Below are 22,113 nucleotides of genomic sequence, written 5' to 3'. Positions count from 1 at the left end.
TGAATCGCCCCGGCTTTCCTAGACACTCTCCAAGCTCTGGAAATAGCGCTTTTCAAACTCCACTGGCGATAGCTGCATAGCGCTGCTGTGCCGGCGTTTGGGGTTATAAAACATCTCGATGTAATCGAACACATCACTCCGAGCTTCTTCGCGGGTGCCGTAGGTCTTCCGTCGGATGCGTTCCCGTTTCAGCAACTGAAAAAAGCTTTCCGCTACCGCGTTGTCGTGGCAGTTGCCGCGTCGGCTCATGCTGCTGATCAGGTTGTTGGCCTTGAGGAAACTCTGCCAATCCGAGCTGCTGAACTGGCTGCCCTGGTCGGAGTGGATCATCACTTCCTGCTTGGGCTTGCGCCGCCAGACCGCCATCAACAGGGCATCGATGGCCAGGTCGCTGCACATCCGTGGCTTCATCGACCAGCCGATCACCTGGCGTGAAAACAGATCCAGCACCACCGCCAAATACAACCAACCCTCATAGGTGCGGATGTAGGTGATGTCGGTGACCCAGACCTTGTTCGGTTCACTGACGTTGAACTGCCGCTCCAGGCGATTGGGCGAAGCTACCGTTGGCCGGCCGCCGTAATAGCCGGGGCGCCGACGATAGCCGGTCTGCGAGCGCAGCCCTTCTCCCCGCATCAGGCGAGCCACGCGGTGCCGGCCACAGGACTCTCCCAGCTCACGCAGGTCGTCGTGAATCTTGCGATAGCCGTAGACCCCACCGCTTTCCAGCCAGGCATGTTTGATCAACCCGAGCAGGCGCTGATCTTCCTTGGCGCGTACGGATTTCGGCTCGGCCAGCCAGGCGTAGTAACCGCTGGGATGCACTTTCAGGGTCTGGCAGAGACGCCGTACCGGGTACTCCACCGACAGCTTGCTGATGAAGGCGTACTTCAGCCGGACTCCTTGGCAAAGTACGCGGCGGCCTTTTTTAGGATGTCTCGCTCTTCGGTCACTCGCTTGAGTTCGGCGCGTAGACGACGCAGTTCGGCCTGCTGATCATCTTCTTGCTGCCGCTGCGCCTGGGGCTTGCCGTAGCGCTTGATCCAGGCATACAGGCTGTGCACCGACATGCCTAACCGCGCTGCCACCTCGGCTACGGGGAGGCCGCGCTCGGTCACTTGCTTGACCGCTTCGATTTTGAATTCTTCGGGGTAACGCTGGTTGCTCATGGCACCTCCTAACGGGCCTCATTATGAGGCTTGGAGGTGTCTACGAAACTAGGGGCGATTCATTCAGTCTTTACAGACAGACGCGTCAATATCGTGACAATTGGCATTTACATTTTGATACACCTGCTCTTTAGTCAGGTTATTGACGTTCTGCGGCGCTAAACAAAACGAGCGAATGCTCAAACAGCCCATTCCTTCACCGGTGAAGTCCTTACCAGAGGCGCCTTAAGGCGCCCGGCCGGTGTCGAGGGTCAGCAACTGGAGAGAGTCATGAAACGCCCTGACTGCGAGCACGCTACAGGTCGGCCTGAGGATTTGGCAGACGGCGAAGGGAGAAGGACATTTCTGAAATTGACAGCAGCGACGATGGCGGCGCCGTTGCTGATGACGGGCACCAGGGCCCGAGCGGAAGTCGCGCCCCCGGTGTTTCCACCCAGCCCGCCGACCGTTCCCTGGGCCCATGAATTGCCCACCCAGGTGAATCCAATTACACCGGTTTCGTCCCTGAGCCCGGTGCCTACCGAGGTTGCCAACGTCGCCGGGGGCGAGGCGGGGAGAAATCCCCATCAGCGCTGGGCGCAGTTCGCGCCGGGTGCGCTGCTCTACGAGATCAGCGCAACTGAGCGAAACGACTGGGTCTACAGTCCGTCCTATCCAGCCCAGCGCCTCTGGGGCTTCCAGGCCAACAGCAATCCGGACAAGACCATGCCCAGCGCCACTTTCCATGCGCGCTATGGGCGTCCGCTAATCTGCCGCATCCATAACAAGTTGCCGCAGAACCATGTGGGCTTCGGCACGCCGGAAATCTCTACCCACTTGCACAACCTGCACTGCGGGTCGGAGAGCGATGGCTTTCCGGGCGACTACTACAGCCCGAATAAGCATGGTCCGACCCTGTCCGCCAACGGGCGCTTCAAGGATCACCTGTATTCCAACGTCAAGGCCGGGTTCGAGGCGCGGCAGGACCTGGTGGGCGATCCCACCGAGGCACTGGGGACGCTCTTCTATCACGACCACACGCTGGACTTCACGGCGCCCAATCTCTACCTCGGGCTGGCGGGCTTCTATTACATATTCGACGAGCTGGATTCGGGAAACGAGGCTGACCCCAATCCCAATGCACTGCGTCTGCCGAGCCATCCGTACGACTACCCGCTGAACTTCAATGACCGGCGCTTCGACGCAAACGGTCGGCTGTTCTACGACCAAGTCAACCCGGAAGGAGTCCTGGGGGACAAGGTGGCGGTGAATGGTCGAATCGAGCCGGTTTTGCGGGTAGCGGCTCGCAAGTACCGTTTCCGGCTGCTGAACACTGGGCCGAGCCGTTTCTACAACCTGGCACTGGTCTCACCGACCAATGTGCTGCAGAAGTTCACGCACATCTCCAACGACGGCAATCTGTTCCCGGCGCCGCTGCTCAATCAGACCAACGTGACTCTCGGCGTTGCCGAGCGTGCGGACATAGTGGTCGACTTCTCGAAGTACGTGATCGGGACCCAGTTGTACCTGGTCAACAGGATGCGCCAGGTAGAGACCCGCCTGCCCAAGGACATCAAGGAACCAGGCGACCGGGTGTTGAAGATCATTGTCGACCGCTATCCGCCGGCCCAGGACCTGAGCCGGGTGCCGGCCACCCTGAGACCTCTGCCGGTGATCACGCAGGCGGAAATCAACTCGGCGCCAGTGCGGCGCTGGATCTTCGAGCGCGACAAGGGCATGTGGGCGATCAACGCCAAGTTTGTCGATGTGAACGTCGCCAGGGCCCAGATTCCCAAGGGCGGTTACGAGATATGGGAGCTTTCGAACGTCAACGATGGCTGGAGTCACCCCATCCATATCCACTTCGAAGAAGGGCGGATCCTGCAGAAGATCGTCAATGGGGTCAGTGTTCCTATTCCCGCCCATGAGCAGGGGCGCAAGGACGTCTATGTGGTCGCGCCCTTCACTACGTTGCGGATCTTCCTGCGTTTCCGCGACTACAAGGGCAAGTACCCCATGCACTGCCATAACCTGATCCATGAGGACCACGCCATGATGCTGCGCTGGGACATCGTCTGAGGCCTGCTGCGGCGCAACTTCGAGGTGGGAGGAATCGTCATGAACACGCGAAGAAACATGCTGGCAGGAATCGGCGGCGCTGCTGCCCTGCTGGCCGGTTGGACTGCAATGCGCGGAAACGCTGGCCTGGCGGAGGCCACTTCCGCGCAGGGGGCCGGCGCCATTCCGTTCCCCAACGTCACGCTCTATACCCACGAGGGGCGCAAGGTGAGGTTCTATGACGACCTCATCCGCGGCAAGGTCGTGACCTTCAACATGATGTACACCCAGTGCGAGGGCAAATGCCCGACCATGACGGCCAACCTGCGTCAGCTCCAGGAGCTTCTAGGAGACAGGGCGGGGCGGAGCGTTTTCATGCACTCCATCACTCTGCAGCCATTGCTGGATACGCCGGATGTGCTCAAGGCCTATGTCGAAGAGCATCACATCGGACCGGGCTGGGCATTCCTGACCGGAGCACCGGAGGACATCGACGCCATTCGCTTCAGCCTGGGTTTCTATGATGTCGATCCTGAGGTCGATCGCAACCTGGCCAGCCATACCGGCCTGGTGCGCATGGGGAACGACAACTACCAGCGCTGGACCATGGCCCCGGCATTGACCGGCACGCAGCATATTCTTGCCACGCTGAACCACGTCGACCGCGAATGGGACGCGGTCTCCTGAAGTGAAGAAGGGTGTCCCTGGTTTAACAGGGACACCCTCGCGCTCTTTGTCGTCCTTTCTTTATCATCCGCATCTGAAATGTCGGGCAATTCATTGTAATTATTCGTATTCGACTGCCATCGGGTGTCTGATCGGGCCGGTCGGGGGCGCTTTTCGGTTGAGAAATTGGCGCTGCCCGTTTGACGGCCCTGCATCCGGAGCTAGGTCATTCTCCGCTCATTTGCTAATGTGAGCTTCATTTGAACAAGCTTGCTGCCATGGCAGCGCGCGATGCACTGAGAGGTGTCGCTTGATTAGGGTGCTGGTGGTCGATGACCACGATCTGGTGAGAACGGGGATTACCCGCATGCTGGCCGATATCGATGGCCTGCAGGTGGTTGGGCAGGCCGATAGCGGCGAGGAGGCCCTGAAGAAGGCGCGGGAACTGAAGCCTGATGTGGTCCTGATGGACGTCAAGATGCCCGGCATCGGCGGCCTGGAGGCGACCCGCAAGTTGCTGCGCAGCCACGCCGATATCAAGGTGGTTGCCGTGACCGCCTGCGAAGAGGATCCCTTTCCCACCCGCCTGTTGCAGGCTGGTGCGGCCGGCTACCTGACCAAGGGCGCTGGCCTGGAAGAAATGGTCCAGGCGATTCGGCAGGTTTTCGCCGGCCACCGTTTCATCAGTCCGCAGATTGCCCAGCAGTTGGCGCTCAAGTCCTTCCAGCCCCAGGCCAGCGGATCGCCATTCGACTTGCTGTCGGAGCGTGAAATCCAGATCGCGCTGATGATCGCCAATTGCCAGAAGGTCCAGAGCATTTCCGACAAGCTCTGCCTGTCGCCGAAAACGGTGAACACCTACCGTTACCGGATTTTCGACAAACTCTCCATTTCCAGCGACGTGGAACTGGCGTTGCTGGCTGTTCGACACGGCATGGTAGACGCCGTCAGCTAAGATGTCCGACTCATTCGATGCGAGTGCTTTCCTTGCCGCCTGCAGCGGTCGTCCGGGGGTTTACCGGATGTTCGACGTGGGCGGCAAGCTGCTTTATGTAGGCAAGGCGAAGAATCTCAAGAAGCGCCTGGCCAGCTATTTCCGCAAGACTGGCCTGGCCCCGAAGACCGCCGCCCTGGTGGGGCGCATCGCCCAGGTCGAAACCACCATCACCGCCAACGAAACCGAGGCGCTGCTGCTCGAGCAGACGCTGATCAAGGAATGGCGGCCGCCCTACAACATCCTGCTGCGCGACGATAAGTCCTATCCCTACGTGCACCTCAGCGACGGTGACTACCCGCGGCTGAGTATCCATCGCGGGGCGAAGAAGCAGAAGGGACGTTACTTCGGGCCTTATCCCAGCGCTGGTGCCATCCGCGAAAGTCTCAACCTGCTGCAGAAGGCATTCCTGGTCCGCCAGTGCGAGGACAGTTACTACAAGAACCGCACCCGGCCCTGCCTTCAGTACCAGATCAAGCGCTGCAAGGCGCCCTGCGTAGGCTTGGTGGACCCCACCGAGTATGCCGAGGACGTGCGCCACTCGGTGATGTTCCTGGAAGGGCGTAGCAATGCGCTGACCCAGGAACTATCCACGGGAATGGAAGAGGCGGCCCAACGTCTGGACTTCGAACGGGCGGCCGAACTCCGCGACCAGGTCGCCATCCTGCGCCGCGTCCAGGATCAGCAGAGCATGGAAGGTGGCACTGGCGACATCGATGTGATCGCGGCAATCGCTACCCCCGGCGGCGCTTGTGTGCACCTGATCAGCGTTCGCGGCGGGCGTGTGCTGGGGAGCAAGAACTTCTTCCCGCAGGTGGCCATCGAGGAGGAGGGCGCTGACGTACTGGTGGCGTTCATTGCCCAGTACTACCTGGGCAATCACGAGCGCGACCTGCCCAGCGAACTCATCGTCAACACGACCCACGAGGATTTCCCGACGCTGGCTGCAGCGTTGGCCGAATTGCGTGGCCGTGAGCCGGATATCAGCCATCGGGTACGTGGTACTCGCGCGCGCTGGCAGCAACTTGCCGTCACCAACGCCGAACAGGCACTGGCCGCACGCTTGGCCAATCGGCAACACACGGCGGCACGCTTCGAAGCTCTGGCCGAAGCCCTGGGCCTGGATGAGGCGCCACAACGCCTGGAGTGCTACGACATTAGCCATTCAAGCGGTGAGGCGACCGTAGCCTCGTGCGTGGTGTTCGGGCCTGAAGGTGCGCTGAAGTCGGATTACCGTCGCTACAACATCGAAGGGGTCACTGCGGGCGACGATTACGCCGCCATGCATCAGGCGCTGTCGCGCCGCTTCAGCAAGTTGAAGGACGGGGAGGGCAAGCTGCCTGACATCCTTCTGGTGGACGGCGGCAAAGGCCAGCTCGCCATGGCCCAGGAAGTCCTGAAGGAGTTGGCGGTGCCCGAGCTGATCCTGCTCGGTGTGGCCAAGGGGGTGACCCGTAAACCCGGTTTCGAAACCCTTTACCTGAACGATGCCGCCCACGAATTCACCCTGCCGGCGGATTCCCCGGCACTGCACCTGATCCAACAGATCCGTGACGAAGCGCACCGGTTTGCCATTACCGGGCACCGTGCCCGACGCGGCAAGGCGCGACGCACCTCCAGCCTGGAAGACGTCGCCGGGGTAGGGCCCAAGCGCCGCCGGGAGCTGCTCAAGCATTTCGGCGGGTTGCAGGAACTCAATCGCGCGAGTATCGAGGAAATCGCCAAGGCGCCAGGCATCAGCAAAAAGCTTGCTGAGTCGATTTATGCGGCCCTGCACAGCGAGTAGAATGCCGCCTTCCTTCAGAACTAGCCGTAACGATGAATATTCCAAATCTGCTCACCGTTCTGCGCGTACTGCTCATTCCCGTCTTCATTCTGCTGTTCTATCTGCCGTTCTCCTGGAGCTATCTGGCGGCCAGCGCAGTCTTTGCCATTGCTGCCGTCACCGACTGGTTTGACGGCTATCTGGCTCGTCGCTGGCAACAGAGCACGCCCTTCGGTGCCTTCCTCGATCCGGTGGCAGACAAGCTGATGGTGGCGGTGGCGCTGGTACTGCTGGTGGAAGAGCACCACAACCTCTGGCTGACCCTGCCAGCTGCGATCATCATCGGCCGCGAAATCGTAGTGTCGGCTTTGCGCGAATGGATGGCGGAACTCGGTGCGCGCGCCCATGTGGCGGTGTCCAGTCTGGGTAAGTGGAAGACCGCCGCGCAGATGGTGGCGCTGGTCATCCTGCTGGCCAACCCGCCGCTGCTCACCTTCTGGGTCGGCGTTGGCTACTTCCTGCTGATCCTGGCTGCAGCGCTGACGCTCTGGTCGATGCTGCACTACCTGCTGGCGGCTCTGCCGCACCTCAGCACCGACCCGAAGGAAAAATAAAAGTTTTTTTGAATCAAGGGGTTGACGGCGCTTCCTGAATCTATAGAATGGCGCCCGTCAACACGACAAAGCGGGAATAGCTCAGTTGGTAGAGCACGACCTTGCCAAGGTCGGGGTCGCGAGTTCGAGTCTCGTTTCCCGCTCCAGTTTCACGCGATGACGCCGCCGCAAGCGGCGTCATCGTTTAGGCCGGATGGCAGAGTGGTCATGCAGCGGATTGCAAATCCGTGTACGCCGGTTCGATTCCGACTTCGGCCTCCATCTAAAAAGCCCCGTAGATCAAAAATCTACGGGGCTTTTTTCATTCCTTGCGAAAGTCCATAGCGCGGCTTCGCGACAGGCGTCATCCCAACGATTCTTCAGCTCTGGCTAGCTCAGACACGGGCTGCAGGCGTTGCTAATCCGGTGGGCATCCTTGATGCAGTCGACGTCCCAGGAAAGAGCCCAAGTCAGTCAGCGAAGATGTGTCTGCGGAGTCCTTACTCGCAACCGGGGTTTTGCGGGTGCGCGGATGGCGCATGGGTGAAAAGAAGCCCACCTTCAGATCGCCTGGATCACTGCCCGACGATCTCCCTATACCGCCTCTGATACTCCTCGTAGCTCAGACCAGTGTCACGTTTTAGCTGATCCAATTGCTGCTGCTTCAACTGTTCGCGAGTGATGCCGTCGCCATCTCCGGTAGCTCCGCCACCACCACCGTCTGATACCGACTCGTATTCCGCGCTTTCGCGGGCGGGACCTGACGGTGGCATGGCCGCCTCAGTCGTTGCTGGCGGTGAGGAAGTGGCGGCAGGTTGTGGTGCGAAATCCTGGGGTGGAGCGACCGTGTGGATCTCATCCACCATGTCTTTGGCGATCGCCTGGATCTGCACGTCAGTATTGGCAGATAAGACATCCTCCCAGGCAGGCGATGAGGTGTCGTAGGTTCGTTCCCCGTATCGCTTCGCCGTCTGCGCATCCAGGTAGGTCACCTCGGCATCCACCCAGGCATCGTCAGTCCAGAAGTCGAAGGCCGCGTTCTTTGCTTCCGTGACATAGCGGAAGTCGTTCACGTCGATCACCACCAGCACCCCTGGAGTGGTGCCCATTCTGATCTCGCCGGCCTGCTCGGATACGGAGAGTCCATATGTCGATGCTTCACTCTGAAGCGCGGCGCGCCAGGCCGACTTCAATCGTGCCCAGTCGGCGCCGCCCGTAGCCTTTCCGCTGCCCCTGAAATTGACGACCAGCTGGGATCTGGATTCCACCGGTATCTGAAGCGGCTCAGAGACCTCTTCCCTGGTCATGTCGGCGGCGCAACCGTAGAGCGCCAAGTAGGTGAGGGCGATCGCTATGGTGCGCATCGAAACTCCCTGTTGTGGTTATTCGTGCCGCAGTGAGATTTCCGAACCCTGCTTCAGCTCGAAACTGCTGGCTGGTATCAACACCGAGTGCCTCAAGGGTTCAGCCTTTGGCTTTTCGCGCTTCACCGATGACGGGGCCTGTTTTCATGTGAGGAATCCTGTGTGTCTTCTGCCCTGGGCGCAAGCGTGGCACGCAGAATTTGCTTGCAAGAAGCCTGCGCCATTCAGAGATGTTGAGCGAATAGTCGGAAGGAAATGACGCGCTGGCTCCGTTGAAAGACGCTTGAGCGAGCGGTCTTGCGATACTCCACCGCTGGTTCGGAAGGCCAGTGTCGTGCGGGCGAGGTTGCGGGTTGAACCATGGCGCAACCTGTCGCCGATCCACTACAAGCAATCTGTCTGAATCGCGACAGCAAATGTCCGTGAACAACGATTTTTGGGCTTTTCCAGATTCAATACATTGGCCTCCCCGTGGCACTCATCCATGGGCGTGAGTCATCCAGTCGAGCATCAGGGGGCGCTGTATGAATCTCTCGAATTTTCGGACTCGATCGATCTTCCAGGAATGGGACTTTCTGATTGGGGTAGCCCAGGACGCTGATCTGCCGAAGGAAGTCCGGCAGGAAGCGGCCTGGTTGGTAAAGCACCATCCGTACTCTCAAAAGATCCACCTGAATCTGTCTGTTCGTTCAGAGAGGGGCGAGGAACAGCTACAGCGTGGAGACGACGATGACCAGTCGTTCGATGCAATGCCGCCTGTGCGGATGACGCTTGGTTGCAGGCACTGGTAAGCAGCATCACTTGGTCAGTGGTGCGCTTCAGAATGAGCGTGAAATGGGCATCTGTGCCAGTTGTGAGGCAATGGTGGCTGAGCCGGACCCTACCCGTCGGCGTGGCTACGGAGCACTGATGGCAGTTTGCGTTGAGAGCGCACCCGTTGGCAGGCGTTGCATTCGCATGCGCTGCCTGGAGTGCGGAAAGGAGTGGCTGAAGATCGAGCCGACCAAGGGGCTCTGGGCTGTGTGCTGGATGGAGGGATGACCACCGCGCATGGCTCACTCCCGTCGGCCTCTTCCGGTCTATCCACGATCAGATTCAGGCAACGGGTGAAAAGTCGGGCCAGTTCCTGCGGTACGAGTGCCGGCCGCCGATTCTCGGCAGCCGGAAATTCTGTCGCGCCTCCGATTGCCCTGCCTCTGGCCAGGCAACTGCTGCTTACGAACGCGAGCCGCTTTCTTAATAACGCGTCAGAAAATCTGGCGTCATCTCTGGTCGCGTTAATTGAGGTTGAATGCCCAGCTTCCGTGAGAGTCAAACTTTGATGGAGGTCCCGCCATACGGGTGATTGCATCGCCTCGAACGACAGCTGATGTGGCTGCAAAAGGCGCGCAGAGAGGCGAGCTTTCTCTCGTCGATAGACGCGAGGCCATAGGCGGGTAAGGTCATTGCCATGCGCCCCGTCGGCACGTGGGGTGTGAATCATGGGCATGAACCAATTGAACCAGCAGCTGTGCCAGGAGTTGCTGAAAATTGAAATGCGGTGCGAGGAAGCCACCGTACCCATCTGGCTGGTTGCCAGGGGCTTACCGGGGAGGCAGGCGTTGGCTCTTATGGATGCGATCGCCTTGCTGCACCAGAACGTCGACTCCTTGCATCTGCTCGCCGAGAAGCTTGAGTCTGGGACGATGGTTGCCAAAGGCTCTGTCGCCAGAGTGGTGTACAGGGGGCCAGAAATGGGGTGACTGGGGCGGGTTGAATTCGACTACCCAAGGAAGCCGGCAAATTGGCCGATCGTTTTCTTCACGCGACTGTTCCTTTCGTCTGCGATCCAGAGCACTGCGTCGTGTGGTGCTGGCGCGTTGGCTGTTGGAGCTTATTGACTTGGGATAAGGCACCCTGGGTGGATGTCCCGATGAAGAATGACTGAGAGATTGCCTTGATGCAGGCGCTGGTGGCGGTCCTGGCGGCGGCAAAGGACCTTGGTGTAGGTGATCAGGTGGTTGCCAAAGCGACTGCTGGGCTCGTCGGCAATGACCCCAGATACCGATGGCTGGAGCAGTCGCACTCCGTTTCCCCGATCGCAGAGATCGAGCAAACCTCCGGCTGGGTAGGGCGCCAGGGCGGTTAGGAGATCGTCTTTGAGTCGTTGAAAACGTCGAGCCGAATCCTGCTCCTGGTCGAGCGTAATCGTGCTGCTGATTCGGCTGGCAGGCGCCGCCGGACGGACTTGTCGCCAATCCACTACAAGTACTCGTCGCAATCTCTACAGCAGGTGTCTGTGAACGACGATATTTGGACTTGCCCGGATTCAGTAGATTGATATTTCGTGAGCCTCATGCACCGGCAGGGGCCATTCAATCGAGTTTCAAGGGGTAGTGTATGAATCCGTCCAATGCGCGAGCGCAATCGGTCTACCGGGTGTGGAACTTACTGATGGGACTGGCCAACGACACAAAAATGTCGAGGAATGTCCGGCGTGAAGCGAGTTGGTTGTTGCGGCACTATCCATACGCCCGGAATGCAAACCTAATCTCTCCACTCCCACCAGGCACGGGAGAGCAAGGAGAAGCTACTACGCGACCCGCGCGGTAGCTGACCGTCAGAATCAATTCAGCTCACGACATGGGTCCTGCGTCGTTGAGTCGATGTGAATTTGCATGCCCTCGACACCTCCATGCGATATGGCGGTTTTCCGAGCACTCAAAACCCCGCCGGAGCGGGTGCGTGGAAGGGCAAGTGGCCTAAGTGACCTCTCGCCCAGCACGTCGTTTCAATTTGAACTGGATGACCGTCGCTGTGACGGATCCCGTTCCCGCGACATGACACCGTTCACTTTGACGAACGACATGTCATGAAACCCAGGCCTGCCCAAGTGGATTCGCCATGCGTAGCACTCAAGCCGCGCATCCATCTTCAGCGGCCTACCCAAAGGGTTAGAGCCGGCGGCCCGACAACCAAGGATTCATCGCGACCGGGCAGCCGGAGCCATGATGCTCAGCGTCCGCCTGCACCGCTGCGCGAGCGTTCAGAGCTTTCCACCAGTACCGCTTCAGAGAGCTGGTTGAGGCGTTGCCACAGGGCCGGGGAAATCTCCGTTCCATTTTCCAGGGCCTGCTGGCGGGCGAGGGCAAAGTCCGCCGGAGTAACGCAGCGTTCCTCCCAGGCAGCCCCGACTTCAAGCTCCGGTTTCGGGTGGGTGACCGTGCCCAGATCCAGCGTCAGCGACTGCCGATTCGCCTGGGGCGGATGATCAGGAAGCCGGTATTCCCGGTAGCTCGGGTAGGCGGCTCCGGCTTCGATCCGGGCGACGTGACGGCGCACCCGGTCATGGCCGTTATCCCAGCGCGCCTGGGCCCATAACCCTTGCCGTGCGCAGTCCGCCAGTAGTTTGAGGATGAACTTGCGGTTGTGGCAGTGCCGGATTTCCACACGGATCGAGCCTTGCTCCAGTGCCTGCACACAAGCCAGTTCCAGCAGTATCGGCAAGCAGTTCAGGGCGCTGCGGCCATGGCACTCGGCAATCAAAGTGGCCGGTCCTTCAGCGACCAGCTCGTTGGCCTGGCGGTCACGGTCGGCAACCAAGTCCAGCGCTCGCTCGAGTTCACCGAGACCGTCTTCGCGGTGTAATTGCAGCCAGCTGACCAGGGCGGCGGCGTCCTCATAGTGCCCCGGCGTATAGCCCATGCCCTCGAAAACGCGTTTGAGCAGGGCGGTAAGTTCGTTGGCGGAAATCAGCATCAAGACTTCTCCTGGCTAGGGGCGAGCGGCAGGAACCAGTCATCGTCGAAGGGATGGCCGATATCCTCCAGCAAGGGGGCGCCCTGGAACATGGTGTTGCGGACCCACAGACGTGAGCGTGGGTCGAACTTGCTCACCCCGAAGAACGACAGCTTGCAACGCAGCAGGTGCATGGGCAGTACGTCGCGATCCAGCAGATTGGCGCGAATCTCGCCGTAGTGGGTCAACGCCATCCCTTGAATGCGGCGGACAATGCCGCGCTGTTCCGGGTGGCGCAGCAGGAAGCGCGCAACCGTGTGTTTCGGGTTCTCGGCCACGTACTCGGTGAGCCGCTGGTAGCACTGCTGCACCAGGTAGCCGATGCCAAGGGGCATCTGCTTTTCCCGACCTTCATCGAGGCTGCAGCTGCCGAGCCGCGGCTCCTGCTTTTCTTCGGACCGGTACCAGAAAGTTTCCTGGGCGCCGTCTGCGTTGAAATCGATTGCCAGGGCCCAGTCGTAATTCGCCTCGATCAACGCTTTAAGGCGGATGACGGGCATTTCCGGGTTCAATTCGAGCTGCTCGGGCAGGGCGAGCCGATCTTCGAGTTCGTCCACTAGCTCGGGGTGAAGCTCCAGCAGGATGCAGTTGATCAGTTCCTGGCCCTGCAGGCTGGCGTGGCGCTGTGCCCAGTCCAGAAGAGGCTGCCAGGTTTGCCGCGGATACTGGTCCAGGTGCTCGTGCAGGGCTTGCAGGTCCGCCAGTACGCGTTGGTTGTTACCGGTCTGCCATTCATCTTCGGTGAAGGTTTCCTCGAGATGGCGAATGGCGCGGTCCACCAGCTGTGGCAGGCGTTCTAGCCGTTCGGCAGCCACCTGGGGAGACGCAAGGATGCGCGCCAGGGCCAGTTCACGCATTTCGATCCATCGGCTGATCAGTTGCGGGTGATTGATCAGGTAGGGGGCCATGCCGAGGCCGGTGGAATTGCCGATGCCGAAGTAGCGCTTGAGTCTCGGCTCCAGCGTCACGGCAGTGGCCGGTGAGCGGCGTCGGGCGATGTACTCGGCTTGCTGCAGGCTGAAATTGCGCAGCATGAAACAGGTGAACATTTCGGCGGCAAAGGGCCGGGCGAAGTCCGGGTGCTTGCGGCTGACCTTCTCCCAGTCGGCCATGCCCAACTTGCCGCTGCCGTAGACCGCCGTTGTCCGATAGAGGTAGCCGACCCGCGCGATCTGGGCGACGTCTGGCTGCCGGCCACCGGCAAGGGCATCCACCACGCTGTCGAAATTGCGCACGCTGCGGTTGGCGCGTGACAGCACCATCACTTTGGCGTCGAGCCGGCCGGCTTCCTGCAGCGGTACGTTGCGGCGCAGGTAGTCGACATAGGCATCCTCGACTTCGCCCTCGCAGAGCGCCATGGTCAGGTCCCACTCGCTGGCGATGACCCGGTCATTGCGCTTTTCCGGTGCCAGGTACTGAGAGAAAAGTACGAAACTGAATAGGTCTCTGGGTGTACGGATACGGTAGATCACCGTGCCGTAGCCCTCGGCATCCAGGTCGAAGCGCTGCGCGTCGATCTGCCAACGCTCGCGCATGATCCGGCGGACCAGGCTGCGCATGAAGCTCAATCGGCTCTGGTGCAGGCTGCCCAGACGTTCCAGGTCCATGACCAGGCTGGCGGGGCGCATGGGCAGGGACGCGGCCTCGGGCAGACCGGATTCCATGATTGAAGGGGTGCTCATTCTGGGGCCCTCAACTGGCGTGCACCGCGTACCCGTTGCCCGGTGGCGACTGGGAGGCGGCTTGTTATTGATCTGCCGTCGATGGTGGGACAGCCGGCGTCCCCGAGCAATTCAGATCGCCCTATCGCCTGATAAGCAATCCTTATTCAAATGGTTTGATCGATCAGTGTGGCTAGCGCCAGTCGTCCGGTTCGAGTTCGTTGTCCCGCAGGATGAACTCGAACAGTGCCTGGGCGGCCACCGGCAGGGAGCGGTTAGCCAGGCGGACGATACCTATGTCGCGGGTCACCAGCGGGTCCGCCAGGGGAATGAAGCGCAACTGGCCGGCTTCGGCGGGGAAGGCGAAGCGGGGCAGGGTGGTGATGCCCATGCCGGCCTCGATCATCGCCAGCAGCGAGATCATGTTGGAAATGTAGAACTGCGAATCGGCCACCAGCTCCTCGGCGCTGGTACCAGCCAGCAGGCGGGAGGTGCCGTTAGCGATCAGACGCTCGCCGCGCAATTGCTGCCAGCCGATCTGTTCCTCGGATGCCCGCGGGTGAGCCTGGTGGCAGACCACACCGATGCTGTCTTCCCAGATGGGAATGAAGCGGATATCGCTTTCCGGTTCCCAGAGGCTGGAGATACCGAAATCCACCTGCTGGTTCTCCACCATGGTCAGCACCGCTTCGGAGTTGTCATCGAACAGGCTGACGTGCAGGTCCGTGGCGTCGCCTATGAAGCGAGTGAGGATGTCGGGCAGCAGGCGGCTGGCAATGGAGGGCACCGAGGCGATACGCAGATGCCCCGACTTGTACTGGGCGATCAGGCTCATGTCGCGCACCACGCGATCATGGTGATCGATCAATTCCTTGGCATAGGCGAGGAACTGCAAGCCGAAGGGCGTCAGCTCGGGCTTGGTGACGCGTGCGTTGCGCTTCTCGAAAAGGGCCTGGCCCAGCTTGCCCTCCAGGTCGCGGATGGACAGCGAAATGGCCGGCTGGGTGCGGTGCGCCCGCTCGGCTGCCGCATGGAAACCCTGAAGCTCCGCAACCCAGACGAAGTGGCGCAACTGGACGATCTTCAGGTCGGGCAGCATGGTAAGTTTTCCTTATCAAGAGATATTCACAACTAATTTTAGTTTATCTGAGGTGGCACCTACCATGCGCTCAAAGCGAGAACGGAGGTGCGTATGCCCAGCAAGATCTTCAGCAACTACATCGACGGCGCCTGGGTAGAAGGCGGCTCGAGTATTGCCAACCGAAGCCCCGCGAACGTCGAGGACGTCGTGGGCCACTACACCCAGGCCGACGCCCGCCAGGTGGACCAGGCGATCGCCGCCGCCACAGCAGCCCAGGTCATCTGGGCGCGCAGCGGGCTGGAGGAGCGCTACCAGGTGCTCATGGCCATTGGCGACGAACTGATCGCTCGCAAGGCCGAACTGGGCGAACAACTGTCGCGGGAAGAGGGCAAGACCCTGGCCGAAGGCGTTGGCGAGGTCTACCGCTCCGGTCAGTTCTTCCACTATTACGCCGCCGAGGTTCTGCGGCAGATGGGCGAGACGGCGGACTCGGTGCGCCCCGGCGTGGAAATCGAGGTACGCCGCGAGCCCGTCGGCGTGGTCGCGATCATCACCCCCTGGAACTTCCCGATGGCCACCGCCGCCTGGAAGATCGCCCCGGCCCTGGCATTCGGCAACGCAGTGGTGTTCAAACCCGCCAATGCCGTACCGGCCAGCGCCTGGGCACTGACCGAGATCATCGCCCGCCAGGCGCTGCCGGCCGGGACTTTCAACCTGGTGATGGGCAGCGGTGCCGAGGTTGGCGAACGCCTGATCCACTCCACCGGCATCAATGCCTTGAGCTTCACCGGGTCGGTGGATACCGGCCGCCGGGTCGCCGCTGCCACCGCCGCCAACTTCGTCCGCTGCCAGTTGGAAATGGGCAGCAAGAACGCCCTGGTGGTGCTCGACGACGCCGACCTGCCACTGGCGGTGGAGTGCGCGGTGAATGGTGCCTTCTTCGGCACCGGCCAGAAGTGCACCGCGTCGTCGCGCCTGATCGTGACCGAGGGCGTGCACGACCGCTTCGTCGAGGCGCTGGTCGAGCGCATGGCGCAGCTCAAGGTAGGGCACCCGCTGCGCGAAGGCGTGCAGATCGGTCCGGTGATCGACGAGCGCCAACTGGCGCAGAACCTTCGCTACATCGACGAGGCCAGGGCCGAAGGCGCGCGCCTGGTGTGCGGTGGCGAGCGAATCGAGGAGGAGCACGAAGGCTTCTACATGCGCCCGGCGCTGTTCGTAGACACCCGCAACGACATGCGCATCAACCGTGACGAGGTCTTCGGCCCGATCGCCTGCGTCATCAAGGCGCGGGATTACGAGGAGGCGCTGGCCATCCTCAACGACACGCGATTCGGCCTCACCGCCGGGATCATGACCCAGTCGCTGAAGCACGCCAGCGACTTCAAGCGCCGCGCCAACACCGGCTGCGTGATGGTCAACCTGCCCACCGCCGGCACCGACTACCACGTGCCTTTCGGCGGTCGCAAGGATTCCAGCTTCGGCCCCCGCGAGCAGGGGCAGTACGCCCGCGATTTCTACACGGTGGTCAAGACCGTCTATGTGCGTCCCTGAGGGAGAGAGCGCCATGCAAGAGCTTCTGATGATCGACGGCCTGCAGTATTCCAATTGGAGCCCCGAGCTGTTCAGGCAGATGCGCGAAGGCGGGCTGAGTGCCGTCCACGCCACCATCGCCTACCACGAGACCGCGCGTGAGACGTTATCGCGCATCGGCGAATGGAATCGCCGCTTCGAGGCCTTCCCGGACCTGATCCGGCCTGTGCGGGAGGCTTCGGACATCCGCCTGGCGCAGCAGGAAGGGCGCGTCGGGATCTTCTTCGGCTTCCAGAACTGCTCGCCCATCGAGGACGACATCGACCTGGTGGAAGTCTTCCGCCAGCTCGGGGTCTTCATCATGCAGCTGACCTACAACAACCAGAGCCTGCTGGCCTCGGGCTGTTACGAACGCGAAGACAATGGCATCAGTCGTTTCGGCCGCCAGGTGATCGAAGAGATGAACCGTGTCGGCATGATCATCGACATGTCCCACAGCGCCGAGCGCAGCACCCTGGAGGCGATCGAGCTGTCGAGCCGTCCGGTGATCATCTCCCACGCCAACCCCACCAGCTTCCATGCGGCCAAACGCAACAAGTCCGACGCGGTGCTTCGCGGCATTGCCGAATCGGGCGGCCTGCTCGGATTCAGCACCTATCCCTTCCACCTTCGCGGTGGTTCGCAGTGCCAGCTCGATGAGTTCTGCGACATGGTCGCGCGCACTGCGGACCTGATGGGCATCGACCACATCGGCATCGGCACCGACCTCTGCCAGCAGCAGCCATTGCAGGTGCTGGAGTGGATGCGCAACGGCCGTTGGAGCAAGGCCAAGGATTACGGCGAAGGCTCGGCGGACAACGCTGACTGGCCGGAGCCGCTGCATTGGTTCCGTGATAGCCGCGACTTCCCCGTCATCGCCCGAGGCCTGCGCGAACGCGGCTTCGCCGAGGAAGAGGTGCGCAAGATCATGGGCCTGAACTGGCTCGACCTGCTGGAGCGCGGTATCGCACCGCGACAGTGACTCCCTGATTCAACCCCACGTGAGGACGCCATGAACAAGAACAAGAAAAGAGCCTCGACCACCTCCTACCCCGGAGTTGGCCCGCGCCAGACCGCAAATCCCCGACAACCCCTGCCTCCAGAGGGCAGGAGCGAAACCTCGCTACCGCGCTGACAGGCGCTTTCGCTCCGTTATCCCAACCCATGGTCATTTGCCCCGCATTGCGGGGACAGAACAACAACCTGGAGGCATCATGAAAGTGTTCCCGACCCAGACCGTAGGCAGCGCGCCGATGAAGCACCCGGCACTGCAAGGCATCGACTGGCCCTTGTTCATCATCAGCGGCGGCTTCCTGCTCAGTTTCCTGGTGGCGGCGCTGGTGGACATCGACGCGGTGTCGGCACTGGTCAACACCCTGTTCGCCTGGTCGACGAAAGCCTTCGGGCTCTATTGGCAGTTGCTGATGCTGGCAACCTTCCTCGTCAGCCTGGGCATCTTCTTCAGCAAGAGCGGCCGCGTTCGCCTGGGCGGCGTCGGCCGGCAGCCGGAAACCAGTACCTTCAACTGGATCGCCGTGATCATGTGCGCACTGCTCGCCGGCGGTGGCGCCTTCTGGGCGGCCGCCGAGCCGCTGATGCACTTCGCCAGTCCGCCGCCGTTGTTCAGCGGCGTGCAGCCAAACAGCGAGCATGCCGGCCACCTGGCCCTGGCCCAGTCGTTCGTGCACTGGGGGTTCCTGGCCTGGGCGGTGCTGGGCAGCCTGTTGGCGATCGTGCTGATGCACCTGCACTACGACAAGGGATTGCCGCTGGCGCCGCGTACCTTGCTTTACCCGTTGCTGGGCGCGCGCGCGCTCAAAGGGCCAATCGGCAATCTCGCCGACGCCACGTCGATCATCGCGGTGGTCGCCGGCACCATCGGCCCGATCGGTTTCCTCGGGCTGCAGATCAGCAATGCGCTGAATGCGATCTGGGGTGTGCCGAACGACCTGGTGACCCAGTCCGTCACCATCATCCTGGTGACGGCCATGTACACCACGTCCTGCCTGGTCGGCCTGAACGGCATCCGCTTCGTCAGCGAGATCAACGTGTGGCTGATGATCGGTCTGGCGGCCTTCATGATCGTGGCCGGGCCGACGCTGTTCATCCTCTCGGGTTTCCCCGTGGCGTTCGGTCTGCAGCTGGAGTACTTCCTGCCGATGACGATGTATCGCGCCGACCCGAAGTGGCTCGACTGGTGGACGGTCTTCTACTGGGGCTGGTTCATCGGTTACGCGCCGATGATGGGCCTGTATGTCGCCAAGATTTCCCGGGGTCGCAGCATCCGCCAGATCATCGGGACCCTGTCGATCATCGCTCCGCTGGTGACCATGTTCTGGTTCACCGTGGTCGGCGGTACCGGCATCGGTCTTGAACTGCAGACCCCCGGTATCGTCACCGGCCACGGCAGCCAGCCCGAGGCCATGCTGCTGGGGGTCACCCAGAGCTTGCCGCTGGCGGGGTTGGTGTCCGCGCTGTTCCTGTTCCTCAGCTTCATCTCGGTGGCCACCAATGGGGATGCCATGGCCTACACCGTCGCCTTGGCAATGTCTGCCAACGATGCACCGAAGAAATGGCTGCGGGCCTTCTGGTGCATCGGCATGGGACTGGCCGCAGTGGTCCTGATCACCATCGGCTCGGGCGGGGTCACGGCCCTGCAATCCTTCATCGTCATCACCGCCGTGCCGGTCTCCCTGCTGATCCTCCCGGCGCTCTGGAACGCCCCGCAGATCGCACGGCGACTGGCCCGGGAGCAGCAGGTCTAGTCCCTTGGGAGGGTGCGATGCCCATCGCCCCTCCTTTTTTCTTCCCATGCTGGAGAACCCAATGAAACAGTCCGTGAGTACCCGTTTGTATCCGTCCAAGGCGCCGCTGGAGTGGGCCGTGATCGGCAACGGGACCCTGTACACGGCGCAGATTCCCATCGACGTCGAGGGGCGTGTGGTGGACGGCGGCATCGAGGCCCAGACGCGCCAGACCCTCGACAACCTGAAGCACACCCTGGCGTGCGCGGGTCTCGGCCTGGAGGCGGTGACCCAGGTACTGATCTATGTCACCGACCGCAGCTACCTGGCGACCGTCAATGCGGTCTACGCCGAATACTTCGTTGCCCCTTACCCGAACCGCGCCGCCATGGTTGTAGCCGGTCTGGCGCGCGAAGAGATGCTCGTGGAACTGGTGGTCTACGCGGTGGCCTGACACCAGGCCGCCCCTGCATGCTGTCCGGCGATCCCGGACAGCATGCGCGGTGCTCCGCACCAACGCGCGAGCCCCGGCTCGCAGCGACTTCACTATGCTTGTCCAGGTGCAGGCGCCCATCCGTCACGAGCGGAGCGGCGCCTGCGCCATTGTTCGACCCTTGATTCAGCCTGCTTGGGAGCCTGAGATGGAATGGCTGTTGCGCCCGGAGATCTGGGCGGCGTTCTTCACCCTCACCGCCCTGGAAATCGTCCTTGGCATCGACAACATCATCATGATCGCGATCCTCGTGGGCCGCATGCCGCCTCACCTGCAGGCACGCACCCGCTTCTGCGGCCTGGCCCTGGCGATGGTCACGCGCATTCTGCTGCTGCTCTCCATCACCTGGATCATGCGACTCACCGCCGACCTGTTCCAGTTGGCCGGACAAGGCATCTCCGGGCGAGACCTGATCCTCTTCTTCGGTGGCCTGTTCCTGCTGTGGAAGAGCAGCAGCGAGATGTACCAGAGCCTGGAAGGCGAGGAGGGTGGCGAAGACGGCGAGGACGGGCCACGAAAGCTGGGCGGCGGTTTCGTCGTCACCATCATCCAGATCGCCATCATCGATATCGTGTTCTCGCTGGACTCGGTGATCACCGCCGTCGGCATGGTGTCCGACATTCCGGTGATGGTCGCCGCGATCGTCGCGGCCGTGCTGGTGATGATGCTGGCCGCTGGCACCATCAGCGACTTCATCGACAAGCACCCGAGCCTGAAGATGCTGGCGCTGTCCTTCCTAGTGGTGGTGGGCACCGTGCTGATCGCCGAATCCTTCGATGTCCATGTGCCGAAGGGCTACGTCTACTTCGCAATGGCCTTCTCCCTGGCCGTGGAAGCCCTGAACATCCGCGCGCGTATGGCCCGTGCGCGCCAGCAAGCCGAGCCGGTGAAACTGCATAAGCACCCAACGGGGGATTGATTGGATAAAGGCTGTTGCCGCTCGGGATGGCTTTGAACGCATTCCGAGCGGTTGGCTCATGTGCGCAGGTTGGTGAGCGCAGTGGTCGATTCACGGGGACTGAGTGCATTGATCGCCGTGGCCGCAAGGGCCAGCAAGGCTCCGACTGCTGCGAGGCCGATCCAGCCGGCACGGTGCACGCCGTAGTTTCCCAATGCAGCGCCGACCGCGCCGCCCAGGAAGTACGACCCCATGAATACCGTATTGAGACGGCTGCGGGCCTCGGGGCGCAGGGTGTAGATGCGCGCCTGGTTGGCAACCAGGCCTGCACGATTGCCGAAGTCGAGCAGCACCATGCCGACGATCAGCCAGCCGAGGCTGTGTCCGCCCGCGGCGATGAACGCGAAACCCACGGCGAGGGCCATCGCGCCTGCCAGGACCAGGGTGCGCGCTCCCAGGCGATCGGCCAGTGCACCGATGCGCGGCGACGCGACGATACCCAGCAGCGCGACCAGGCCGAACATGCCGATGGTGGCGGGACCGAATGCATAGGGCGGTTGCGTCAGCAGCGCGGCCAGCGAAGCCCATAGCGCGCTGAATGCGGCGAATATCATGAAGCCGCTCGCCGCACAGAAGCGCAGCACACTTTCCTCGCGCACCAGGCTGCCCAGCGAACGCATCAACCCGGCATAGCCGATCGAGCTCAGGCTCGTGGATGCGGGGAGACTCCGGGCAATGATGACCAGCAGTGGAAGATCGATGAGCGCGGCCAGTAGGAACACGGCTCGCCAACCCGTTTGCGCGCCGAGGAAGCCACCGATGGTGCGCGCCAAGAGCAGACCCGCAGAGAGGCCGCTCAGCAAGGTGCCCACGATTCGGCCGCGTGCAGCGGGTGTCGCCAGACCCGCAAGGGCAGGGATGAGGATCTGCGCCGTGATCGCTGTCACGCCAACCACGAAGCAGCTGACGCACAGCAACGCGAAGCTCGGTGCGGCAGCGCAGGCGATCAACGCCACCGCATTCGCCGCAATGGCCAGCGACGCGAGCCGGCGTGGCTGTTGGCAGTCCGCGAGCGGCACGATGAGCAGAAGGCCGGTCGCATAGCCGAGTTGCGTCAAGGTGGCGATCAGACCGGCCTGAGTCGGCGCCAGGCCAAACGCCGCGGCCATCTGCGGCAGTAGTGGCTGGTGGTAGTAGATGGTCGATACGGCCAGCGCGCAGCACACCGCCATCGCGGCGACCAGACGAGCGGGTATTCCGGTCGAGACCGCGGATGGAGTGGGCATGGCGCGGTCTCCT

The 22,113-nt window shown here is 61.8% G+C and carries 17 protein-coding genes and 2 tRNA genes; 13 read left to right on the top strand and 6 right to left on the bottom strand.

Annotated features, from left to right (window positions below):
* Positions 1-18 precede the first annotated feature (18 nt).
* Positions 19-1,169, bottom strand: a protein-coding gene (locus E8F06_RS24440; RefSeq protein WP_280363247.1) for an IS3 family transposase whose coding sequence is annotated in 2 segments (ribosomal slippage) — positions 19-926 and positions 926-1,169 — 1,152 coding nt in all. Because the reading frame shifts where the segments join, the coding sequence is not laid out codon by codon here.
* 513 nt (positions 1,170-1,682) lie between these two features.
* Between E8F06_RS24440 and E8F06_RS24435 the strand changes: the two genes are divergently transcribed.
* From E8F06_RS24435 to E8F06_RS24405, 7 genes are all read left to right on the top strand, one after another.
* Complete coding sequence (locus E8F06_RS24435) at positions 1,683-3,227, top strand: multicopper oxidase domain-containing protein (protein ID WP_348532265.1); 1,545 nt, start codon at positions 1,683-1,685, stop codon at positions 3,225-3,227.
* A 39-nt stretch (positions 3,228-3,266) separates the two neighbouring features.
* Positions 3,267-3,893 carry an SCO family protein gene (locus E8F06_RS24430; RefSeq protein ID WP_280371877.1) on the top strand — a complete coding sequence of 209 codons (627 nt, stop codon included), beginning with the start codon at positions 3,267-3,269 and terminating at the stop codon, positions 3,891-3,893.
* Between the two features lie 289 nt (positions 3,894-4,182).
* Entirely contained in the window at positions 4,183-4,827 is a 645-nt protein-coding gene (gene uvrY, locus E8F06_RS24425; protein WP_151133991.1) for a UvrY/SirA/GacA family response regulator transcription factor, read from the top strand.
* Between the two features lies 1 nt (position 4,828).
* Positions 4,829-6,652 carry an excinuclease ABC subunit UvrC gene (uvrC, locus tag E8F06_RS24420; RefSeq protein ID WP_280371875.1) on the top strand — a complete coding sequence of 608 codons (1,824 nt, stop codon included), beginning with the start codon at positions 4,829-4,831 and terminating at the stop codon, positions 6,650-6,652.
* 32 nt (positions 6,653-6,684) lie between these two features.
* A complete protein-coding gene (gene pgsA, locus E8F06_RS24415) occupies positions 6,685-7,245 on the top strand; it encodes a CDP-diacylglycerol--glycerol-3-phosphate 3-phosphatidyltransferase (protein WP_190833490.1) in 561 nt (186 codons plus the stop codon).
* Positions 7,246-7,315: 70 nt separating this feature from the next.
* Positions 7,316-7,391 (top strand) — tRNA-Gly (locus E8F06_RS24410).
* A gap of 41 nt (positions 7,392-7,432) precedes the next feature.
* Positions 7,433-7,506 (top strand) — tRNA-Cys (locus tag E8F06_RS24405).
* Positions 7,507-7,799: 293 nt separating this feature from the next.
* Here the strand turns inward: E8F06_RS24405 and E8F06_RS24400 are convergent.
* The gene (locus E8F06_RS24400) at positions 7,800-8,588 is read right to left on the bottom strand and encodes a hypothetical protein (RefSeq protein ID WP_280371872.1); all 789 of its coding nucleotides are present in this window, start codon (positions 8,586-8,588) and stop codon (positions 7,800-7,802) included.
* A 1,481-nt stretch (positions 8,589-10,069) separates the two neighbouring features.
* Here E8F06_RS24400 and E8F06_RS24395 point away from each other — a divergent pair.
* The gene (locus E8F06_RS24395) at positions 10,070-10,330 is read left to right on the top strand and encodes a hypothetical protein (RefSeq protein WP_280371870.1); all 261 of its coding nucleotides are present in this window, start codon (positions 10,070-10,072) and stop codon (positions 10,328-10,330) included.
* Positions 10,331-11,582: 1,252 nt separating this feature from the next.
* Here E8F06_RS24395 and E8F06_RS24390 read toward each other — a convergent pair.
* The 3 genes from E8F06_RS24390 to E8F06_RS24380 all read right to left on the bottom strand — a co-directional run bounded on the left by E8F06_RS24390 (position 11,583) and on the right by E8F06_RS24380 (position 15,125).
* On the bottom strand, positions 11,583-12,326 hold the full coding sequence (locus E8F06_RS24390; RefSeq protein WP_280371868.1) for a DUF3726 domain-containing protein: 744 nt from the start codon (positions 12,324-12,326) through the stop codon (positions 11,583-11,585).
* Positions 12,326-14,029, bottom strand: coding sequence for a hypothetical protein (locus E8F06_RS24385; RefSeq protein WP_280371896.1), 1,704 nt, complete (start codon positions 14,027-14,029; stop codon positions 12,326-12,328). Before E8F06_RS24385 ends, E8F06_RS24390 begins: the two co-directional genes overlap by 1 nt.
* A gap of 190 nt (positions 14,030-14,219) precedes the next feature.
* Complete coding sequence (locus tag E8F06_RS24380; RefSeq protein ID WP_280371866.1) at positions 14,220-15,125, bottom strand: LysR family transcriptional regulator; 906 nt, start codon at positions 15,123-15,125, stop codon at positions 14,220-14,222.
* 93 nt (positions 15,126-15,218) lie between these two features.
* On the opposite strand from E8F06_RS24380, the gene E8F06_RS24375 reads away from it, so the two are divergent.
* The 5 genes from E8F06_RS24375 (at position 15,219) to E8F06_RS24355 (ending at position 20,835) form a co-directional block, all read left to right on the top strand.
* A complete protein-coding gene (locus E8F06_RS24375; protein WP_280371865.1) occupies positions 15,219-16,661 on the top strand; it encodes an aldehyde dehydrogenase family protein in 1,443 nt (480 codons plus the stop codon).
* Between the two features lie 13 nt (positions 16,662-16,674).
* Entirely contained in the window at positions 16,675-17,661 is a 987-nt protein-coding gene (locus E8F06_RS24370) for a dipeptidase (protein ID WP_280371863.1), read from the top strand.
* Between the two features lie 271 nt (positions 17,662-17,932).
* Complete coding sequence (locus tag E8F06_RS24365) at positions 17,933-19,444, top strand: BCCT family transporter (RefSeq protein WP_348532266.1); 1,512 nt, start codon at positions 17,933-17,935, stop codon at positions 19,442-19,444.
* A gap of 61 nt (positions 19,445-19,505) precedes the next feature.
* Entirely contained in the window at positions 19,506-19,877 is a 372-nt protein-coding gene (locus tag E8F06_RS24360) for a RidA family protein (protein WP_280371861.1), read from the top strand.
* Between the two features lie 187 nt (positions 19,878-20,064).
* Positions 20,065-20,835, top strand: a complete 771-nt coding sequence (locus tag E8F06_RS24355; protein ID WP_280371859.1) for a TerC family protein — start codon at positions 20,065-20,067, stop codon at positions 20,833-20,835.
* Between the two features lie 56 nt (positions 20,836-20,891).
* Here E8F06_RS24355 and E8F06_RS24350 read toward each other — a convergent pair whose 3' ends face one another.
* The gene (locus E8F06_RS24350; RefSeq protein WP_280371857.1) at positions 20,892-22,100 is read right to left on the bottom strand and encodes an MFS transporter; all 1,209 of its coding nucleotides are present in this window, start codon (positions 22,098-22,100) and stop codon (positions 20,892-20,894) included.
* Positions 22,101-22,113 lie beyond the last annotated feature (13 nt).

The sequence above is a fragment of the Pseudomonas sp. BN411 genome (genome assembly GCF_029871235.1).
Lineage (GTDB): Bacteria > Pseudomonadota > Gammaproteobacteria > Pseudomonadales > Pseudomonadaceae > Metapseudomonas.
This window is presented reverse-complemented; position numbering and strand designations above follow the sequence as displayed.

Bases quoted from the DNA above. Each gene is read 5' to 3' on its own strand.
- E8F06_RS24430 (WP_280371877.1), top strand. From the start codon at position 3,267: ATGAACACGCGAAGAAACATGCTGGCAGGAATCGGCGGCGCTGCTGCC.
- E8F06_RS24380 (WP_280371866.1), bottom strand. From the start codon at position 15,125: ATGCTGCCCGACCTGAAGATCGTCCAGTTGCGCCACTTCGTCTGGGTT.
- pgsA (WP_190833490.1), top strand. From the start codon at position 6,685: ATGAATATTCCAAATCTGCTCACCGTTCTGCGCGTACTGCTCATTCCC.
- E8F06_RS24400 (WP_280371872.1), bottom strand. From the start codon at position 8,588: ATGCGCACCATAGCGATCGCCCTCACCTACTTGGCGCTCTACGGTTGC.
- E8F06_RS24375 (WP_280371865.1), top strand. From the start codon at position 15,219: ATGCCCAGCAAGATCTTCAGCAACTACATCGACGGCGCCTGGGTAGAA.
- E8F06_RS24385 (WP_280371896.1), bottom strand. From the start codon at position 14,029: ATGGAATCCGGTCTGCCCGAGGCCGCGTCCCTGCCCATGCGCCCCGCC.
- E8F06_RS24355 (WP_280371859.1), top strand. From the start codon at position 20,065: ATGGAATGGCTGTTGCGCCCGGAGATCTGGGCGGCGTTCTTCACCCTC.
- E8F06_RS24390 (WP_280371868.1), bottom strand. From the start codon at position 12,326: ATGCTGATTTCCGCCAACGAACTTACCGCCCTGCTCAAACGCGTTTTC.
- E8F06_RS24395 (WP_280371870.1), top strand. From the start codon at position 10,070: ATGGGCATGAACCAATTGAACCAGCAGCTGTGCCAGGAGTTGCTGAAA.
- uvrC (WP_280371875.1), top strand. From the start codon at position 4,829: ATGTCCGACTCATTCGATGCGAGTGCTTTCCTTGCCGCCTGCAGCGGT.
- E8F06_RS24360 (WP_280371861.1), top strand. From the start codon at position 19,506: ATGAAACAGTCCGTGAGTACCCGTTTGTATCCGTCCAAGGCGCCGCTG.
- E8F06_RS24370 (WP_280371863.1), top strand. From the start codon at position 16,675: ATGCAAGAGCTTCTGATGATCGACGGCCTGCAGTATTCCAATTGGAGC.
- E8F06_RS24365 (WP_348532266.1), top strand. From the start codon at position 17,933: ATGAAGCACCCGGCACTGCAAGGCATCGACTGGCCCTTGTTCATCATC.
- E8F06_RS24350 (WP_280371857.1), bottom strand. From the start codon at position 22,100: ATGCCCACTCCATCCGCGGTCTCGACCGGAATACCCGCTCGTCTGGTC.